Raw genomic sequence first — 17,783 nt, forward strand, 5'->3', positions numbered from 1 at the left:
CTGCTTTGTGGCAAGCAGGGGGAAATCATCTTAAGGTTCTGCCATGTCAATATTTGCGCGGTTTCGTCTTAAGACGTTGGAATTGTTGAAGGTATATGCCGGTCTTCTGCGGCTGATTCTGCCCATCGTGCTGCTGACCGAGGTTCTGATCCGGCTTGGCGTCATCGCCGCGATCGCACCGGCCTTCGAACCGGTGATGTCGCTTTACGGGTTGCCGCCGGAACTGGGGCTGGCCTGGCTGACGGGTATGCTTGTCGGGTTTTTCGGTGCGATCCCCTTGATCTTTACGCTGGTTCCTGCGGGTCAGCTGAGCGTGGCCGACATCACCATCTTTTCGGCGCTGCTGCTGTTCGCCCATGCCTTGCCGATCGAACAGGCAATCATCCGGCGGGCAGGTCCGGGGCTGATCGCCTCGACCCTGATCCGCGTCGGCGGCGGCATGTTCTATGCCGCGATCCTGTATCAGCTCAGCGCAGCGTCCGGCTGGCTGGACCGACCGCTTGACGCGATCTGGCAGCCGATGGCGCAGATCCAGGGCTGGGGTAGCTTTCTGCTGGGCCTGGCCGAAACGATGGGGTGGATGCTGGTGATTCTGCTGCTGCTGGGCTGGACGATGGAGATCTTGCGCCTGACCGGCGGGATAGATCTTCTGGGTCGGATCGTCGATCCGGTGTTGCGGCTGGCCGGCATCCGTGGCGAGGCGCGCTATTTCGCGGTGATCGGCACATTTCTGGGCGTGACCTATGGCGGCGGCCTGATGATCCAAGAGGCGCAAAGCGGGCGCATCCCTCCTCGCCAGATTTTCGGCGCCTGTGTGTTCATGGGATTCTCGCACAGCCTGATCGAGGATACAGCCATTGTCATGGCTCTGGGTGCCGATGGGATGGCGGTGTTGTGGGGACGGCTGCTGTTTGCGATCGTCGCGACGGCGCTGGTCATGCGGATCGTCGATCGCCTGCCGTCGGGGGTGTTTCACCGTTGGCTGTTCCCGGTGGCGCGTGATCGGTCGCCGGCCGTGACGGGCAGCGATGGCGGGACGGCCTGATCAGCAGCTTTTCCGAAACTGTTCGGGCAGGCGCCCGGTTGCGGTGACAAAAGCGCGGCTGAGATGGGCCAGGCTGGAATATCCCAGCAGCCGCGCGATCCGGGCCGGGCTTTCCCGCGTGTCGCGCAGCAATTGCACCGCCCGAAGAAGGCGAAGGTCATGCAACAGTTCGACCGCGCGCTTGCCATGCTTGTGGCGGCAGGCGGCATCGAGCGCGGTCGTGGTCACGCCAAGGGCATCTGCCAGATCGGCGATGGTGCTGCCATCTGCAAGCCGGTCGCGTGCAAGTTCGGCAAAGCGCTCGGCCAGGGGCAGGTCGGGATCGTTCTGCATCAGTCTTGCGAAATGGCGCGCACCGGGCTGCAACCGATCCAGCCGCAAGGCCAGCAAGGTCAGGTGGCACTGGATGGCGCTTGGTGCATCGGGGGCGTCGCCGCGCGATTCCTCGGCCAGGTCGTGCAGCATCTGGTGCAGCGCGCCGTCGCCACGCTCGATCATGCCGCCAAGCGGTCTGTCAGGAAAGGCATGCGCCAGATCGCGGGTCAGGTCGGGCGCGATCAGCAGCACATATCCGCTGCAACCGGCCAATGGCATGGCGGCAAATGCCGTGCCGAGGGGGATGAAATACAGGCTGCCGGCCGCCAGTCTGTGCCGAATGCGCGGGAAGTCCAGTTGCAGCGCGCCCTGGGCAATCAAAAGCACCACATGTTCGCCCCTTGTGCGAGGTCGGGGAACGGCGGTGCGGCTGCCCCAGGCAAAGCCCTCCAGCGGCATCAGGCGCAGTTTTTGCTGCCTGCCTCGTATCTGTCGACGCTGTGCTGAGGGGGCCCGCATGCCCCGCAAGGACAGGTCGCCATCGGGTGGTGGCGAATTATTGCCGGTCTGGTCGGGCCGATGGCCTGCGATCCGCCCTGAACTGATGCCCGGATTGACCAGGTCAGAAGTCGAAACCAGTGATGTGCCACCCTGCGGATCAACATTGAACCGACTGGGGGTAAAGGGAAATTCGGTTCTGAAGAAACGGGATCCCGAAACCGACATTGACGATACTCCACAAGGCGCAAGTCATAGGCGGATTATTGCCTACAAACCCGGTCTTGTAAAAAGATTTCGATCTTGGGCCGGGTAATTGGCCGGGGTGATGTGCCTGCCAGCCAACAGCCAGCCAACAGCGGAACCTTAGCCGACCATCAGCGGTTGCCAGGACTTCATCCGGCCACGAAACCACATGCGCTGCGCCTTGGCGTATTGCCGGGTGGCGATGATGGCCAACTCACGCGCCTCGGCCAGGGTCAGTTCGCCGCGCAGATGGCGGATCAGTTCGGGTGCCCCGATGGCCCGCGTCCATTGCGCGCCCGGCTGCCAGATGGGAACGGCATCACGCACCTCGTCCAGCGCGCCGCCGGTCAGCATCAGGTCGAACCGCCGGGCAATCCGGTCGGCCAGCCAGTCGCGATCGGCCTGCAACAGGATGCGCGTGGCCTGATCGGGGCCGATCAGCGGGGCAGTGGTGTCGGCCTGCCAATCCGCCAGCCCGCGTCCGGTCGCGGTCAGGACCTCCCAAGCGCGCTGGACGCGGGCGGGGTTGCGGGTGTCGATGCGTTCGCGCGTCGCCTGATCCAGCGCGGCAACCATGTCCAGCAGGCCACCGGGACGCGCCAGCAGGCCATCGCCTTGGGCACGGATGGCGGGTGGTATGGGCGGCACATAGGCAAGCCCCTCGGTCAGCGTCGTCAGATACAGGCCGGTGCCGCCGACGATGATCAGCCGCTGATCCGTCAGCGCCTGCACCTGGCGCAGCCAGTCACCGACGGAATAGGCACGACCCGGCGTGATGTGGCCGTAAAGCGCATGGGGCAGGGCAGCTTCGTCGCTGGCCGAGGGGCGGGCGGTCAGCACCCGCCAGTTGGACCAGATCTGAAGGGCATCGGCATTCACGATCAGCCCGCCCTGCTGGTCGGCCACCTGCATGGCCAGCGCCGATTTGCCGCTGGCGGTCGGGCCGGCGATCAGAAGATGTCGGTCGGGATCAATATGGCGAAGGTCGAACTTGGTCATGGGTGGCGCTCGGGGGCGGGGCAGTGGTTGAATATGCCACGCTTTTGCGACATTTTGCGGCGCAATGAAACCAGCCGGGGGCCGCGCCATGAGTGACACAAAAGGGGCCAAGCCCATCAGCTATGACCGGGTCATGCTGAAAATCTCTGGCGAGGCGCTGATGGGCGACCAGAATTTCGGCCTGCACCCGCCCACCGTCGCCCGCATCGCCGACGAGGTCGAATCGGTTCACAAGCTGGGCGTCGAGATCTGCATGGTCATCGGCGGCGGCAATATCTTTCGTGGCCTGCAAGGCAGCGCACAGGGGATGGAGCGCACGACGGCAGATTACATGGGCATGCTGGCCACCGTCATGAACGCGCTGGCCATGCAATCGGCGCTGGAGGCCAAGGGCATCCATACCCGCGTGATCAGTGCCATCCGCATGGATGAGGTGGCCGAGCCCTATATCCGCCGCCGCGCTGTGCGCCACCTGGAAAAGAAGCGGATCTGCATCTTCGCCGCCGGCACCGGCAACCCCTATTTCACCACCGACACTGCCGCCACGCTGCGCGCGAACGAGATGAACTGCGAGGCGATCTTCAAGGGCACCAAGGTCGACGGCGTCTATGACAAGGATCCGAAGAAATTCGATGATGCCAAGCGCTACGAGACCGTCACCTATGACGAGGTGCTGCAAAAGCACCTGGGGGTGATGGATGCCTCGGCCATTGCGCTGGCCCGTGACAACGACCTGCCGATCATCGTCTTTTCGCTGGACGAACCGGGCGGCTTCCGGGGCATTCTGGAAGGCACCGGCACCTATACCCGCGTTCACGGCTGATTCGATGCCGGCGGCGACCCTTCCGGTGCGGGCGGGTCGCGGTCGGACGATGGGGGCTTCGCTGCCGGGTCTGAAATCCACGTTCGAAAAATGCCCTGTTTTGATTGAAGGGAATGCACCATGAAGCCCATCGCCCGTCTTGGCGACCGCCACATCTGCCCCATTCATGGCACCAACGTCATCGCCGAGGTTGCGACCCGTTCCACCTGCGACACGCGGCCGATCGCGGCAGTGGGCGACAAGACGGCGTGCGGGGCGGTGATCCTGACTGGCAGCGACGCGTTCCTTGTCGATGGGAAACCGGCGGCCATCCTCGGTTCGAAAACCAGTCATGGCGGAATGATCGCCGAGGGATCGCAGTCGAAAGCCTGAAGGCGGGGCGTCGCTGTAGGCACCTGACGCCCTGTTTTGGGCCGGTCGGTCGCCATGCCCGTGGCAAATCGGCCGAAGCCGACTGAGATGCCGCCAGTCCGGCAGCATTCAGAAAAAACCATCCAGTCGTAAAAGATGATGGCGGAGACGAAGGGATTCGAACCCTCGAGACGGTTTAGCCGTCTACTCCCTTAGCAGGGGAGCGCCTTCGACCACTCGGCCACGTCTCCGTCGACCCGTTTAGTTGCCGCGACCGTCAGGGGCAAGAGGGAAGTCGCCACCCTGATGCATTGATTTTGCAGAAAACCGGGCCGGATGCGCCGGGGCGCGCAATTGTTGATCGCGGGCGCTGGCGCGGCGCTGGATTCGGGGCCAGCCGGCTTTTATGATCGGTCGAGGATCGCTTGCCCGAATGCGGGTTCGCGGCCATCCCGACCGATCCATTTACTGACGAGCCGCCATGATCACCGATCCCGCCATCTCTGTCTTTGACGATCGCCGCTGTGCCTTGGGCGAGGGGCCTTTCTGGCACCCCGAACGTGGCCAGGCCTTCTGGTTCGACATTCTGGGCAGGCGGATGCTTGGCGTCGATGGTTCGGCGCGGCAGCACTGGCAGTTCGACGAATATGTCTCGGCGGCGGGCTGGATTGACAGGGATCGGCTGCTGGTTGCGTCGCAGACGGCGCTGACCGTCTTTGATCTTGTGACGGGCCGTATCGGACAGTCGTGGCCGCTTGAGGCCGGGAATGTCCTGACGCGGTCGAATGACGGGCGGGCCGACCCGATGGGCGGTTTCTGGATCGGGACGATGTCGATCAACAAGCCAAGGGGGCAGCGCGGTGCGATCTATCGCTTCTATCGGGGCGAGATTCGCAAGCTGTATGACCGGATAGGGGTGTCGAACGCGATCTGTTTCGCCCCCGACGGCCGGACGGCCTATTACGCCGATACAGATACGTCAATGATCATGCGCCAGACCCTTGATGCCGAGGGCTGGCCCGCCGGCCCGCCGGCTGTCTTCGTTGACCTGACGGCGGAAAAGCTGCGGCCGGATGGGGCTGTGGTCGATTCGGACGGCAATCTGTGGAATGCGCAATTCGGCGCCGCGCGGGTGGTGTGCTATGGCGCGGATGGCGCGATGCGGCGCGTGATCGAGGTGCCGGCAAGGCAGACGACATGCCCGGCATTTATCGGTGCCGATCTGGATCGCCTGATGATCACCACGGCGGCAGAGGGGCAGGATGGTCCATCGGACGGCATGACCTTCGTGATCGACGGGCTTCAGGCGACGGGCCAGGCCGAATATCGGGTCAAACTGAACTGACCGGCGCTGTTGCCAGCGGATCAACTTCCCGTTATTGTCTGGCTGATCAAAAAAAAGCCGGGCACGAAGCCCGGCCTAAGTCCAACAGGGAGGTTGAAGGCCAGCGGCAAAGCCGCCTCATGCCCTCACCGCCAGATTTATGGGCAGATTGCTTAAACTGCAAGTTTATTCATGCTGCATGTGCAGCATAGCCGCCATGCAGTTGCCGAATAGCTACACGCTAAAGTTGTAGATCGCGCCGGTTTTCATCGGCTGCCTGCGACTAAAGTGTTGGCCGGCACGCTGGCCGGCCCCTGTCCTGTTATTGCATGCGCCGATTACAGGATGCCTGATTCGCTTTGCCATTTCCGATAGGACTGGATCTCTTCAAGAACGAAGTCGCGGAACACCATGACCCGGCGCGACTGGCGCAGTTCTTCGGGGAAGGCCAGAAAGACCGGGACATCGCCGGATTCGATTTCCGGCAAAACCCGCACCAGCCCGTCGAAATCGGCGGTCAGGTAATCGGGCAGAACGCCGATGCCCAGATGTGCCAGAACGCCCTGCAAGACCCCGAAATAGTTGTTCACCATCAGGGTCGAGCCAAGCTTCTGGGCCAGCAGCATCTGTGTCAGGACGGCGCCGGCGCTGACCTGCGGGGTGCTGGGGCTTTGGCAGATCAGCCGGTGGCTGCCCATGTCCTCGATGCTGGGGGGCGTGCCGTTCTTGGCCAGATATTCCTCGGACGCATAAAGCCGCATGCGGATGTTCAGCAACCGGCGACGGATCAGGTCGGACTGGCTGGGTTCCTTCATGCGGATGGCCACGTCGGCCTCGCGCATGGGCAGGTCGAGAACGCGTTCTTCCAGCAGCAGCTCGATCTTCAGATCGGGGTATTTTTCGTAAAGCTTGGGCAGGCGCGGCACCAGCCAAAGCGTGCCGAAGCCGACCGGCGTGGTGACCTTCAATTCGCCAAAGACATGTTCTTCGCTGTCACGGATGCGGGCGGCAGCGGCATCCAGCTTGCGTGCCATGGACGAGGTCGCCTCGAACAGCAATTCGCCCTGCTCGGTCAGAATCAGTCCGCGCGCATGGCGGTGGAACAGGGTCACGCCAAGCGATTCTTCCAGTGCCCTGATCTGCCTGCTGACCGCGGATTGCGACAGGTGCAGCGTGTCTCCGGCATGGGTCAGGCTGCCTGCGTCGGCAACCGCGTGAAATATTCTTAGCTTGTCCCAATCCATCGCTGCTACAATCCTGCGTGGCCGATGATGCAAAATTTGCATGTCGTAAAATCCGACCCTCATTCTCACAATAGCCGTGAGTTGTGAAGTTTTTCCTTCATTGGTCAGCAATTATGACCTATAATGCCCAAGAAATCATCAAGCCGTTGGGGGAGACCGCCAGATGAGCAAGCAGGAATTTTCGCTGGCCGACCGTTTCGATCTGGAGAAGCGCCATGTGCTGTTGAATGGCACGCAGGCGCTGGTGCGGCTGATGCTGATGCAGCACGCACGCGACCAGAAGGCGGGGCTGAACACGGCCGGTCTGGTGACCGGCTATCGCGGCAGCCCGCTTGGTGGCGTCGATCTGCAAATGATGAAGGAAGGCAAGCGTCTGGCCGCGTCCAACGTGACCTTCCAGCCCGGCCTGAACGAGGATCTGGCCGCAACCGCCATCTGGGGCAGCCAGCAGGCCGAGATGCGTGGCGAGGGCAAATATGACGGCGTTTTCGCGCTGTGGTATGGCAAGGGTCCGGGGATTGACCGCTCGGGCGATGTCATGCGGCATGCGAATATGGCCGGCTCGTCGAAACATGGCGGCGTGGTCATGGCGATGGGCGATGACCATACCGGCGAAAGCTCGACCGTGCTGCATCAGTCGGATTGGGCGATGATCGACGCCTATATCCCGGTGCTGTCGCCCGCTGGCGTGCAGGAAATTCTGGATTACGGGCTTTATGGGTTCGCGCTGTCGCGCTATGCCGGCGTCTGGACCGGCCTCAAGACCATGAAGGACACGGTCGAGGCCACGGCGGTTGTCGATGGCGACCCGTTCCGGCTGGATTTCAGCATTCCCGATTTCAAGCTGCCCGAGGGTGGGCTGAACATTCGCCTTGGCGATACCCCGGTCGGGCAGGAAGCCCGCATGATCGACTATAAGCGGTGGGCGGCCGAGGCTTTTGCCCGCGCCAACCGCATCGACCGCAAGGTCTGGGGCAAGCCCGGCGCCAAGATCGGCTTTGTCGCGGCGGGCAAGAACTGGCTGGATCTGGTCCACGCGCTGTCTCTGCTGGGCATTGACGAGGCCGAGGCCGACCGGCTTGGCATCACCACCTACAAGGTCGGCCAGACCTGGCCCCTGGACATGAAATCCTTCCAGGAATGGTCCGAGGATCTGGACCTGATCGTCTGCGTCGAGGAAAAGCGCAAGCTGATCGAGGTGCAGTTGAAGGAAGCCATCTTCGACAATCGCCACGGCCGCCGTGTCCATGGCTGGAAGCATGACCGCACGCATGAGGAACTGTTCCCCACGCGCTATGCGCTGGACCCGGTGATGATCGCGCAAAAGCTGGGCGGCATCCTGATCGAGGAAGGTCGCGGCACCGAAGGCATCAAGGCCGGCATGGACCGCCTGACCGAGGTGCGCCGCAATGACAACGCCCCAGAGATTGCCACCCGCACGCCGTGGTTCTGCTCGGGCTGCCCGCATAACAGCAGCACCCGCCTGCCCGAGGGCAGCCGCGCCTATGCCGGGATCGGCTGTCACTACATGGTGCAGTGGATGGGCCGTGAAACGAACGGCTTTACCCATATGGGCGGCGAGGGCGTGAACTGGGTCGGCGAAGCGCCGTTCTCGACCCGTGGCCATGTGTTTCAGAACCTTGGCGATGGCACCTATAACCACTCCGGTTCGCTGGCCATTCGCGCGGCTTTGGCGGCGGGCACCAACATCACCTATAAGGTGCTGTTCAACGATGCCGTGGCCATGACCGGAGGCCAGCCGAACGAGGGCGGGCTGACCGCGCCGCAGATCGCGCGCGAACTGACGGCCATGGGCGTGAACCCTCTCATCGTCGTCTATGACGAGAAAGAGGATATCGACCGCAAGCAATTCCCTTCGGGCCTGCGCTTCGAGGAACGCGCCAAGATGATGGCCGTCCAGCGCGAGCTGGAGGATGCCAAGGGCGTTTCGGCCATCCTCTATATCCAGACCTGCGCGGCTGAAAAGCGCCGCCGCCGGAAAAAGGGCCAGTTCCCCGATCCCGACCGCCGCGTCTGGATCAACCCCGAGGTCTGCGAAGGCTGCGGTGATTGCGGCGTGCAGTCGAACTGCGTGTCCATCGTCCCCGAGGACACCGAACTGGGCCGCAAGCGCAAGATCGACCAGTCGTCCTGCAACAAGGATTACTCCTGCGTCAAAGGCTTCTGCCCCAGCTTCGTGTCCGTGAAGGGCGGCAAGCTGAAAAAGCCCGAGGCCACGGCTTTCGACATTCCCGATCTGCCCGCGCCGGTTCTGCCCGCGATCACCGGCACCCATAACGTCGTCATCACCGGCGTTGGCGGCACCGGGGTCGTGACCATCGGCGCCGTGCTGGCGCAGGCCGCCCATATCGACGGCAAGGGCGCCGGCATGATGGAAATGGCGGGTCTCGCCCAGAAGGGCGGCGCCGTGCATATCCACCTGCGCCTTGCCAACCAGCCCGAGGATATCAGCGCCATCCGCGTCGCCGTGGGCGAGGCTGACTGCATCATCGGCGGCGATCTGGTCGTAACGGCCGGCGCCAAGACCATCGGGCTGATGACCACCGGCCGCACCGGCGCGGTGGTGAACGATCACGAGATCATCACCGGCGATTTCACCCGCTTCCGCGATTTCCAGGTGCCCTCGGACCGTCTGCGGCTGTCGCTTGAGGCGCGGTTGAAGGATCGCGTGACCTTCTTCGACGCCAATAATCTGGCGCTGCGGCTGCTGGGCGACTCGATCTATTCCAACATGCTGGTGCTGGGTGCCTCGTGGCAGGCGGGTCTCTTGCCGCTGAGCGAGGAAGCCATTCTTGAGGCGATCCGCCTGAACGGCGCCAAGGTCGCGGAAAACCAGCGCGCCTTCCTGATCGGGCGGTGGGCCGTGGCCTTCCCGGCCGAGGCGCGTGAAATGTCGACCATTCCGGGCGAGGCGCCCGCGCATGAGCCCGATCCGATCGGTTACCGCGAGGAACGGCTGGTCGGTTATCAGGGCAAGGGTCTGGCGCGGAAGTTCCGCATGCTGGTCGACAGCGCGCCCGAGGAACTGCGCGAAAGCGTTGCGCGCGGTTACTACAAGCTGCTGGCCTATAAGGACGAATACGAGGTCGCGCGGCTGCATCTGTCGACCGCCGATCAGGTCGCGTCCACTTGGGACGGCGATGTGAAGCTGAGCTTCCATCTGGCGCCCCCGATGCTGCCCGGCAAGGATGCCGATGGCCGCCCGCTGAAGCGCGAATTTTCGGCGGCTTGGGTGCTGCCTGCGTTCAAGGTTCTGGCCAGCATGCGCAAACTGCGTGGGACGCCGCTGGATGTCTTTGGCTATTTCCCCGAACGTCGCCGCGAACGCGCCGCGATCAAGCAATATGCGGGTGACATGGCCGAGGTGATCGCCAAGGTCACGCCCGCCACCATGCCCATCGCCGTGGAACTGGCCGAACTGCCGCTGAACATTCGCGGCTATGGCCCGGTCAAGGAAAAGGCCGAGGGTGAGGCGGCGGCGCGTCGGGTGGAACTGCTGGCGCAGTTCCGGTCGGGTGGTGCGCCGATGCGTGAAGCGGCGGAATAGTCCATTGGCCAAAGGCCCCATTTCCAAATGCCGCTGCGGGGCCTAAAACAACCCCGCAGCGCAAAGGAGTGATGGCATGGCGGTTGGTGTATTCGATAGCGGTCTGGGCGGGCTGACGGTTCACAAGGCCATTGCCGCCCGGCTGCCCGACCTGCCGCTGGTCTATTACGGCGACAATGCTCATACGCCTTATGGCGTTCGCACCGCCGAGGATATTTTCGACCTGACGACGGCGGGGGTCGAACGGCTTTGGGACGAGGGCTGCGATCTGGTCATTCTGGCCTGCAACACCGCATCCGCCGCCGCGCTGCGCCGCATTCAGGAAAAATGGCTGCCAGCTGACAAGCGCGTATTGGGCGTTTTCGTGCCGATGATCGAGGCACTGACCGAGCGTCACTGGGGCGACAACTCGCCCCCGCGCGAGGTGTCGGTCAAGCATGTGGCGCTGTTTGCCACGCCCGCGACCGTGGCCAGCCGCGCCTTTCAGCGGGAACTGGCGTTCCGCGCCGTCGGCGTGGATGTCGAGGCGCAGCCATGCGGCGGCGTGGTCGATGCCATCGAGCAGGGCGATGAAATTCTGGCCGAGGCGCTGGTCACATCCCATGTCGAGGCGCTGCTGCGCCGCATGCCCCACCCCGAAGCCGCCATCCTGGGCTGCACCCATTATCCGCTGGTCGAAGATGCGTTTCAGCGGGCGCTTGGGCCGGGCGTGAAGGTCTATTCGCAGGCCGGTCTGGTGGCGGAAAGTCTGGCTGACTATCTGGTCCGGCACCCCGAGATGCTGGGAACGGGGGCGGAGTCCAAGTTCCTGACCACCGGCGATCCGGTGCGCGTGTCGGGCAAGGCCACGCAATTCCTGCGTAGTCGGATCCGCTTTGAATCTGCTTGAGGTATAGCGATGTCTGGCATGAAATCATTGAAGAAACAGCGCCGTATTCAGGTTCTGATTGCGGCGGCCGTGGCGCTGGTCGTGGCCGTGGTGCTGATCGGTTACGGGTTTCGGGACGGCATCAACCTTTACCGCTCGCCCAGCCAGTTGGCCGAAAGCGCGCCTGGGCCGGAAGAATATTTTCAGCTGGGCGGGCTGGTCAAGGAAGGGTCCATCGCCAATGCCGATGGCGTGGCCTTTGATTTTGTGATCACAGATGGCGCGACCGAGGTGCCGGTGCGCTATGTCGGCCGCGATCCGCGCCCGGACCTGTTCAAGGAAGGTCAGGGCACCATCGCCAAGGGATATTATCGCGGCGGGCGTTTCGAGGCCGAGGACCTGCTGGCCAAGCATGATGAAACCTATATGCCCAAAGAGGTCGTCGATACGCTGAAGGCCACCGGGGTTTATAAGGACCCGAACTCCTGAACTTGCGTCCCGCGATGGCTGGGGGACTTTGCGTCCCCCAGACCCCCTGCAGGATATTTGAGCACGGATGATGCAACGCACGGTCGGTTAACATCGGGTTAATCGTGCTTTGGCAGGCTGCTTCCCATTTCACGCGAATGGGGGTTGGGATGCCAAGCGTTGAGGAGATCGCCACAGAGATCGTGGCGCGCGAAGGGGGGTTCGTGAATGACCCCGATGATCCCGGCGGCGCCACGAATTACGGTGTCACCATCGGCACCATGCGCAAGCTGGGCAAGGATCTGAACCGCGACGGGCGGGTGGATATTGCCGATGTGCGGGCGCTGACGCGGGCGCAGGCCACGCAGATTTTCGTCGAGCATTATTTCCGACGGCCCCGGATCGCGGAGCTGCCCGAGACGGTGCAGGCCAGCGTTTTCGATATGTATGTGAATGCGGGCAGCAATGCGGTGAAGATCCTGCAACGGCTGGTCAGCCGTATGGGCTTTGCCTGCGATGATGACGGGGCGGTGGGGCCTAAGACCATTGCCGCCGTGCAGGCCGCTGCGGCCGCGGCGCCGCGTCATCTGGCGGATGCTTACGGGATCGCGCGGCGGAATTATTATTATGCGCTGGCCGATCAGCGCCCGGCCAGTCGCAAATATGCCCGGCGGAAGGATGGCGGCAAGGGTGGCTGGATCACGCGGGCCGAGGAATTCATGGCGCCGAAATATCACCTCAGCGCCGCGCAACATCGGGAAAGGACCGCAAGATGGGCATGATCGACCGTTTCATCGGCATGGCGCCGACCGTGACCGCCGTGGGGCAGGCGGCAACGGGCATGGCCGAGGTCTTTACCCAGAATGTCACCCGCCGGATGGAACTGGACGAAGAGGCCTATGCCCGCGCCATCAGCCAGATGGGGCAGGAGTTTCAGGTCGCCCGTGCAGGCTGGTTCGACAGTTTCGTGAACGGGTTGAACCGGATGCCAAGGCCGGTCATGACCATCGGCGTCGTCGGATTGTTCATCTATGCCATGGTAGAACCGATGGGGTTTTCTACCCGGATGCAGGGCCTTTCGCTGGTGCCAGAACCGTTGTGGTGGCTGCTGGGGGCTATCGTCAGCTTCTATTTCGGGGCGCGCGAGGCCTATCATTTTCGCAATCGCGGCGGCATTCCGGCCTGGACGGGGCCAAGGTCGCAGCCGACCTCGGGGGGGATGGCCACGCCCGACACCGGCGTCATGCTGGCCCATCAGCGCCCGGACGATGATTTCGCTGACAATCCTGCGCTGAAGGACTGGTCAGCCAGCCTGGCCTGAAACCACACGCAAATCTGACAGGCTGCGTCAAGAGGGGGGACTGTTCCCCCCTTTCTTGCATGCTAAGGTATCAGGCAACAACCGCCGGAGGACCCCATGATCGCCGAACTTGGCCATTTCGCCCTGATCCTCGCCTTTGCCGTGTCATTGTATCAAATGGTGGTGCCGATGATTGGTGCCTCGCGGGGGCTGACCGCGTGGATGGACAGCGCGCGTCCTGCGGCGATTGCGCAATTCGGGCTGACGGGAATTTCCTTCGCGGCGCTGACCGTGGCCTTCGTCACCTCGGATTTTTCGCTGAAGCTGGTCTATCAGAACAGCCATACCGACAAGCCGATGCTATACAAGATTACGGGTGTCTGGGGTAACCATGAGGGCTCGTTGCTTTTGTGGGTGGTGATCCTTGCGCTGTTCGGAGCGGCGGCCGCAGTGTTTTCGGGGAACCTTCCGCCGACGCTGCGCGCGCGAGTGCTGGCCGTGCAGGCGGCGATCGGCGCGGCGTTTTACGCATTCATCATCTTCACCTCGAACCCGTTTCTGCGGCTTGGAAGCCCGCCTTTCAACGGGCGCGACCTGAACCCGCTGTTGCAGGATCCGGGCTTGGCCTTTCATCCGCCGTTTCTGTATCTGGGCTATGTCGGGCTTTCCATGTCCTTCAGTTTTGCCGTGGCCGCGCTGATCGAGGGGCGGGTGGATGCGGCCTGGGCGCGTTGGGTCCGGCCCTGGACCCTGGCAGCCTGGCTGTTTCTGACGGTGGGCATCGCGCTTGGGTCATGGTGGGCCTATTACGAACTGGGCTGGGGCGGGTTCTGGTTCTGGGATCCGGTGGAAAATGCCAGCTTCATGCCCTGGCTTCTGTCGGCCGCGCTGCTGCATTCGGCCATTGTGGTGGAAAAGCGCGAGGCGCTGAAAAGCTGGACCATCCTGTTGGCGATCCTGGCCTTCGGCTTTTCGCTGATCGGGACATTCATCGTCAGGTCCGGCGTCATCACCTCGGTTCACAGCTTTGCCAACGACCCGGAAAGAGGCATGTTCATCCTGGGTATACTTGCCGTATTCGTGGGCGGCGCGCTGACGCTTTATGCCGCGCGGGCGGGGGCAATGGCGGCCAAGGGCGTGTTTTCCCCGGTCTCGCGAGAAGGCGCGCTGGTGCTGAACAATATCTTGCTGGCGGTCTCGGCCTTCGTGGTCTTCATCGGCACGATCTGGCCCCTGGTGGCCGAGTTCTTCTGGGATCGCAAGCTGTCGGTGGGCGCGCCCTTCTTCAACCAGGCGTTCACGCCCTTCATGATCGTGCTGGCGATGGTGCTTCCCATTGGCGCGATCATGCCGTGGAAGCGGGCGCAGTTCGGGCGGGTGATCCGGCCTCTGCGCGGAGCGCTGATCTTTACTGCCGCCATGGCCCTGCTGATCTGGGCGATGTCGACGGGGCATTCTGCCGTCGCGGTGATCGGGGCGGGGCTTGGCAGTTGGCTGATCGCCGGATCGGCGGCGGAACTGATCTTTCGCACCGGCAAGTCGGGCCTGTCGCGGCTGCTGCGTCTGCCGCGCGCCGATTGGGGCAAGGCGGTGGCGCATTCGGGACTGGGCGTCACGTTCATCGGGGTGGCCCTGCTGACCGCCTGGCAGGTCGAGGATATCCGCGTGGCACAGATCGGCGAACCCTATGAGGTGGGCGGCTATCAGATGACCCTGCAATCCGTCGATGAGATACGGGGGCCGAATTACATCTCGACCATGGCAGCGATCCAGATTGCCCGCGATGGCCGGACCGTTGCGACCCTGCATCCCGAAAAGCGGGTCTATCCGGTGCAGGCCATGCCCACGACCGAGGCCGCAATCGACACCGGTTTCCTGCGCGACATCTATGTGGTGATCGGCGATGCGCAGGTGGGCGGAGGCTGGGCGGTGCGGGCCTATGTGAAGCCTTTCGCCAACTGGATCTGGGCAGGGGCGATCCTGATGGCGCTTGGCGGAATGATCAGTCTTTCCGATCGGCGTTACCGCGTGGCCGCAGGTGCCCGGCGCGCGCCCGTCAACGCGGTGCCAGCGGAATGAGGCGGCTGGTCGCGACCATCCTGCTGCTGGTGCTGATGCCGGTCATGGCGCTGGCGGTGCAGCCCGACGAAGTGCTGGACGATCCCGCGCTGGAGTCCCGCGCCCGAGAGATTTCGCAAAAGCTGCGCTGCCCGGTCTGTCAGGGCGAGAATATCGACGAATCCAACGCCCCGATCAGCCGCGACCTGCGCCTTTACGTCCGCGAGCGGCTGGAGGCGGGTGACGATGATGCCCAGGTGATCCAGGCCGTCACCGACCGCTTTGGCGAGTTCGTGCTGTTTCAGCCGCCTGCGCGCGGGGCCAACCTTGTGCTGTGGCTGGCCGGGCCGGTCATGGCGCTTCTGGCGCTGCTGGTCGGCTGGACCTTCCTGCGCAGTCGCCAGCGTGCAGAACCCGACCTTGCCGAACCGCTGGACGACAAGGAACGTGCCCGGCTGGATCAGATCATGAAGGACGGCCCTTAGCCGTGGACAAGCATCAGTGGGATGGTGATTGGGCCGCGATCGACGATCCGAGTGAACGCGAAAGCCTGACGAAAGAGCTGAAGCGCGAACTATCCCCGGCCCATATCCTGCACGGCGTCGACCTGGTTGCCATCGGGCGGAAAGCTCGCCGCGACGATGTGTTGTTCCGGCTGCACGACGGGCGGGTGGCGCAGGTGCATCTGACCTGGCGACCAGAAACCGACCCGATTTGGCCCTTCACTGTAATTTACGCCGATTTTGAGGACTGGAAATCCGTTCCAGTCGCTGATCGCTAGGCCTGTGGGCGGGACGATCCCCCGCGTCCATGCGATCTGACGTCAGGTGACGCTTGGTCCGGGCTTTCCCCGCGCGTCAAATTGCGCATCATGGCGCGAAACCGAGGGGGACTTACATGAACTTCCAGACCATCCAGTTTTCCATTCGCGACGGCATCGCCACGGTGGTGATGAACCGTCCCGATGTCATGAACGCGCTGAACAGCCAGATGCGGGCCGAGATCACGCAGGCCCTGACGGATCTTGGCCGCGATGTCCGATGCGTGGTGCTGACCGGGTCGGGCCGGGCCTTCTGCTCCGGTCAGGACCTGACGGATGCGGCGGCGGTGCTGGATATTCAGGCCACGTTGCGCGATGAATATGAACCGATGCTGCGGGCGATCACCGATTGCCCGGTGCCGGTGATCGCCGCCGTGAACGGCATTGCGGCCGGCGCCGGTGCCAATCTTGCCCTGGTTGCCGATGTGGTGATCGCCGCCGAAAGCGCCGCCTTTATCGAGGCCTTCACCCGGATCGGGCTGATCCCCGATGCGGGCGGCACATGGTTCATCCCGCGTCTGGTCGGCCATGCCCGCGCCATGGGAATGATGCTGTTTGCCGATGCGATCCCGGCAAAACAGGCCGAGGACTGGGGGCTGATCTGGAAGGCGCTGCCCGATGCCGAATTTGCTGAAGGCGTGGCGACGGCGGCGCGCAAGCTGGCCAGCGGCCCCACCGGCGCCTATCGCAAGATCCGCACGCTGGTCAGCGCCTCGATGGATAATGATCTGGAGGATCAGCTGAAGCTGGAAGCACGGCTTCAGGGCGAGGCCGGAAAATCCGCCGATTTCAGCGAGGGCGTGCAGGCCTTTCTGCAAAAACGCCCGGCGCGATTCACCGGGCGTTAAGCAGGTTGCAGGTCGGGCGCGTCCTCTAGCCGCGCGCCCGGCGACGACCGCCACGCCCCCCGCTTGCGGCTGCTGCGGCAGCGGCGGCCTCGGGGAAGGGGGTGCCTTCGTGAACGGCGTCGATCACCCGGCTGAAGCGGATCCAGTCGCCGCCATTGGCGTCATGGTTCATCAGGAAATTGGCGGCCTTGATCGCCTCCATTTCCGCCGCGCGGACCGGGTTCATGATCGCGCTGGTCATGCCAGCGCCAATGGCCATGGGCAGGAAGGCCGCGTTGATGCCGTGGCGGTTGGGCAGACCAAAGCTGATATTGCTGGCCCCGCAGGTCGTGTTCACGCCCAGTTCCTCGCGCAGCTTGCGCACCAGTGCAAAGACCTGATGACCCGCCGTCGCCATCGCGCCGATCGGCATGACCAGCGGATCGACCACGATATCATGGGCCGGAATGCCGAAATCTGCGGCTCGTTCCACGATCTTTTTCGCCACGGCAAAGCGGACCTCGGGGTCTTCGCTGATGCCGGTGTCGTCGTTGGAAATCGCCACCACCGGCACGTTATATTTCTTGACCAGCGGCAGGACCAGTTCCAGCCGTTCCTCTTCGCCCGTCACGCTGTTCAGCAGCGGACGGCCCTTGCAGGCCTCTAGCCCCGCCTGCAGCGCACCGGGGACCGAGCTGTCGATGCACAGCGGCACATCGACCAGCGCCTGCACCCGGTTGATCAGTTCCGGCATCAGCATCGGCTCGACAAAGTTGTTGTCGGCATAGCGCGGGTCGGTGGCCATCTTGTTGGTGAAAACCGCGCCAGAGTTCACATCCAGAACCGTCGCCCCGCAGGCCACCTGTTCCAGCGCGTCCTTTTCGACGGTCGAGAAATCGCCCGCCTCAAGCTCCGCCGCCAGCTTCTTGCGGCCGGTGGGGTTGATGCGCTCGCCAATCACGCAGAACGGCTCGTCAAAGCCGATGATGACGGTCTTGGTGGCGGATTCCAGAACGGTGCGGGTCATGT

The 17,783-nt window shown here is 63.5% G+C and carries 17 protein-coding genes and 1 tRNA gene; 13 read left to right on the forward strand and 5 right to left on the reverse strand.

Annotated elements, in window-relative coordinates; genetic code table 11:
* Positions 1-85 precede the first annotated feature (85 nt).
* Positions 86-1,045, forward strand: a complete 960-nt coding sequence (locus FNJ84_RS16880; protein ID WP_221932004.1) for a nucleoside recognition domain-containing protein — start codon at positions 86-88, stop codon at positions 1,043-1,045.
* Here the strand turns inward: FNJ84_RS16880 and FNJ84_RS16885 are convergent, their stop codons facing one another.
* Positions 1,046-2,086, reverse strand: a complete 1,041-nt coding sequence (locus tag FNJ84_RS16885) for an AraC family transcriptional regulator (RefSeq protein WP_143794481.1) — start codon at positions 2,084-2,086, stop codon at positions 1,046-1,048.
* A gap of 138 nt (positions 2,087-2,224) precedes the next feature.
* Positions 2,225-3,103 (reverse strand): tRNA (adenosine(37)-N6)-dimethylallyltransferase MiaA, encoded by an 879-nt coding sequence (gene miaA, locus FNJ84_RS16890; protein ID WP_143794482.1) that lies wholly within the window; start codon positions 3,101-3,103, stop codon positions 2,225-2,227.
* Between the two features lie 88 nt (positions 3,104-3,191).
* Here miaA and pyrH point away from each other — a divergent pair, with 88 nt between their 5' ends.
* Positions 3,192-3,926 (forward strand): UMP kinase, encoded by a 735-nt coding sequence (pyrH, locus tag FNJ84_RS16895; protein ID WP_143794483.1) that lies wholly within the window; start codon positions 3,192-3,194, stop codon positions 3,924-3,926.
* Between the two features lie 120 nt (positions 3,927-4,046).
* The gene (locus FNJ84_RS16900; RefSeq protein ID WP_143794484.1) at positions 4,047-4,298 is read left to right on the forward strand and encodes a PAAR domain-containing protein; all 252 of its coding nucleotides are present in this window, start codon (positions 4,047-4,049) and stop codon (positions 4,296-4,298) included.
* A gap of 139 nt (positions 4,299-4,437) precedes the next feature.
* On the opposite strand, the gene FNJ84_RS16905 is transcribed toward FNJ84_RS16900, so the two are convergent.
* A tRNA-Ser gene (locus tag FNJ84_RS16905) sits at positions 4,438-4,528 on the reverse strand.
* 230 nt (positions 4,529-4,758) lie between these two features.
* Here FNJ84_RS16905 and FNJ84_RS16910 point away from each other — a divergent pair.
* A complete protein-coding gene (locus tag FNJ84_RS16910; protein ID WP_143794485.1) occupies positions 4,759-5,622 on the forward strand; it encodes an SMP-30/gluconolactonase/LRE family protein in 864 nt (287 codons plus the stop codon).
* A 317-nt stretch (positions 5,623-5,939) separates the two neighbouring features.
* Here the strand turns inward: FNJ84_RS16910 and FNJ84_RS16915 are convergent, their stop codons facing one another.
* Positions 5,940-6,845, reverse strand: a complete 906-nt coding sequence (locus FNJ84_RS16915) for a LysR family transcriptional regulator (RefSeq protein ID WP_143794486.1) — start codon at positions 6,843-6,845, stop codon at positions 5,940-5,942.
* A 163-nt stretch (positions 6,846-7,008) separates the two neighbouring features.
* On the opposite strand from FNJ84_RS16915, the gene FNJ84_RS16920 reads away from it, so the two are divergent.
* The 9 genes from FNJ84_RS16920 (at position 7,009) to FNJ84_RS16960 (ending at position 16,775) form a co-directional block, all read left to right on the forward strand.
* Positions 7,009-10,413, forward strand: coding sequence for an indolepyruvate ferredoxin oxidoreductase family protein (locus FNJ84_RS16920; RefSeq protein ID WP_143794487.1), 3,405 nt, complete (start codon positions 7,009-7,011; stop codon positions 10,411-10,413).
* 76 nt (positions 10,414-10,489) lie between these two features.
* Positions 10,490-11,302, forward strand: coding sequence for a glutamate racemase (locus FNJ84_RS16925; protein ID WP_143794488.1), 813 nt, complete (start codon positions 10,490-10,492; stop codon positions 11,300-11,302).
* A gap of 18 nt (positions 11,303-11,320) precedes the next feature.
* Entirely contained in the window at positions 11,321-11,770 is a 450-nt protein-coding gene (gene ccmE / locus FNJ84_RS16930) for a cytochrome c maturation protein CcmE (protein ID WP_143794489.1), read from the forward strand.
* A gap of 149 nt (positions 11,771-11,919) precedes the next feature.
* On the forward strand, positions 11,920-12,531 hold the full coding sequence (locus FNJ84_RS16935) for a holin-associated N-acetylmuramidase (protein ID WP_143794490.1): 612 nt from the start codon (positions 11,920-11,922) through the stop codon (positions 12,529-12,531).
* Positions 12,522-13,070, forward strand: coding sequence for a holin family protein (locus FNJ84_RS16940; protein WP_143794491.1), 549 nt, complete (start codon positions 12,522-12,524; stop codon positions 13,068-13,070). The genes FNJ84_RS16935 and FNJ84_RS16940 overlap by 10 nt, the downstream gene beginning before the upstream one ends.
* Before the next feature lie 96 nt (positions 13,071-13,166).
* Entirely contained in the window at positions 13,167-15,128 is a 1,962-nt protein-coding gene (locus tag FNJ84_RS16945) for a heme lyase CcmF/NrfE family subunit (protein ID WP_143794492.1), read from the forward strand.
* Positions 15,125-15,592, forward strand: a complete 468-nt coding sequence (locus FNJ84_RS16950) for a cytochrome c-type biogenesis protein (protein ID WP_143794493.1) — start codon at positions 15,125-15,127, stop codon at positions 15,590-15,592. The genes FNJ84_RS16945 and FNJ84_RS16950 overlap by 4 nt, the downstream gene beginning before the upstream one ends.
* Before the next feature lie 2 nt (positions 15,593-15,594).
* Positions 15,595-15,888, forward strand: coding sequence for a hypothetical protein (locus tag FNJ84_RS16955; protein WP_185968577.1), 294 nt, complete (start codon positions 15,595-15,597; stop codon positions 15,886-15,888).
* 116 nt (positions 15,889-16,004) lie between these two features.
* Positions 16,005-16,775, forward strand: coding sequence for an enoyl-CoA hydratase-related protein (locus FNJ84_RS16960; RefSeq protein ID WP_143794494.1), 771 nt, complete (start codon positions 16,005-16,007; stop codon positions 16,773-16,775).
* Positions 16,776-16,800: 25 nt separating this feature from the next.
* Here the strand turns inward: FNJ84_RS16960 and FNJ84_RS16965 are convergent, their stop codons facing one another.
* Positions 16,801-17,781, reverse strand: a complete 981-nt coding sequence (locus FNJ84_RS16965) for a methyltetrahydrofolate cobalamin methyltransferase (protein WP_143794495.1) — start codon at positions 17,779-17,781, stop codon at positions 16,801-16,803.
* Positions 17,782-17,783: the final 2 nt, after the last annotated feature.

Origin of the sequence: Paracoccus sp. M683, assembly GCF_007096355.1 — a bacterium.
Classification (GTDB): Bacteria; Pseudomonadota; Alphaproteobacteria; order Rhodobacterales; family Rhodobacteraceae; genus Paracoccus.

Bases quoted from the DNA above. Each gene is read 5' to 3' on its own strand.
- FNJ84_RS16885 (WP_143794481.1), bottom strand. From the start codon at position 2,086: ATGTCGGTTTCGGGATCCCGTTTCTTCAGAACCGAATTTCCCTTTACC.
- miaA (WP_143794482.1), bottom strand. From the start codon at position 3,103: ATGACCAAGTTCGACCTTCGCCATATTGATCCCGACCGACATCTTCTG.
- pyrH (WP_143794483.1), top strand. From the start codon at position 3,192: ATGAGTGACACAAAAGGGGCCAAGCCCATCAGCTATGACCGGGTCATG.
- FNJ84_RS16900 (WP_143794484.1), top strand. From the start codon at position 4,047: ATGAAGCCCATCGCCCGTCTTGGCGACCGCCACATCTGCCCCATTCAT.
- FNJ84_RS16910 (WP_143794485.1), top strand. From the start codon at position 4,759: ATGATCACCGATCCCGCCATCTCTGTCTTTGACGATCGCCGCTGTGCC.
- FNJ84_RS16915 (WP_143794486.1), bottom strand. From the start codon at position 6,845: ATGGATTGGGACAAGCTAAGAATATTTCACGCGGTTGCCGACGCAGGC.
- FNJ84_RS16920 (WP_143794487.1), top strand. From the start codon at position 7,009: ATGAGCAAGCAGGAATTTTCGCTGGCCGACCGTTTCGATCTGGAGAAG.
- FNJ84_RS16925 (WP_143794488.1), top strand. From the start codon at position 10,490: ATGGCGGTTGGTGTATTCGATAGCGGTCTGGGCGGGCTGACGGTTCAC.
- ccmE (WP_143794489.1), top strand. From the start codon at position 11,321: ATGAAATCATTGAAGAAACAGCGCCGTATTCAGGTTCTGATTGCGGCG.
- FNJ84_RS16935 (WP_143794490.1), top strand. From the start codon at position 11,920: ATGCCAAGCGTTGAGGAGATCGCCACAGAGATCGTGGCGCGCGAAGGG.
- FNJ84_RS16940 (WP_143794491.1), top strand. From the start codon at position 12,522: ATGGGCATGATCGACCGTTTCATCGGCATGGCGCCGACCGTGACCGCC.
- FNJ84_RS16945 (WP_143794492.1), top strand. From the start codon at position 13,167: ATGATCGCCGAACTTGGCCATTTCGCCCTGATCCTCGCCTTTGCCGTG.
- FNJ84_RS16950 (WP_143794493.1), top strand. From the start codon at position 15,125: ATGAGGCGGCTGGTCGCGACCATCCTGCTGCTGGTGCTGATGCCGGTC.
- FNJ84_RS16960 (WP_143794494.1), top strand. From the start codon at position 16,005: ATGAACTTCCAGACCATCCAGTTTTCCATTCGCGACGGCATCGCCACG.
- FNJ84_RS16965 (WP_143794495.1), bottom strand. From the start codon at position 17,781: ATGACCCGCACCGTTCTGGAATCCGCCACCAAGACCGTCATCATCGGC.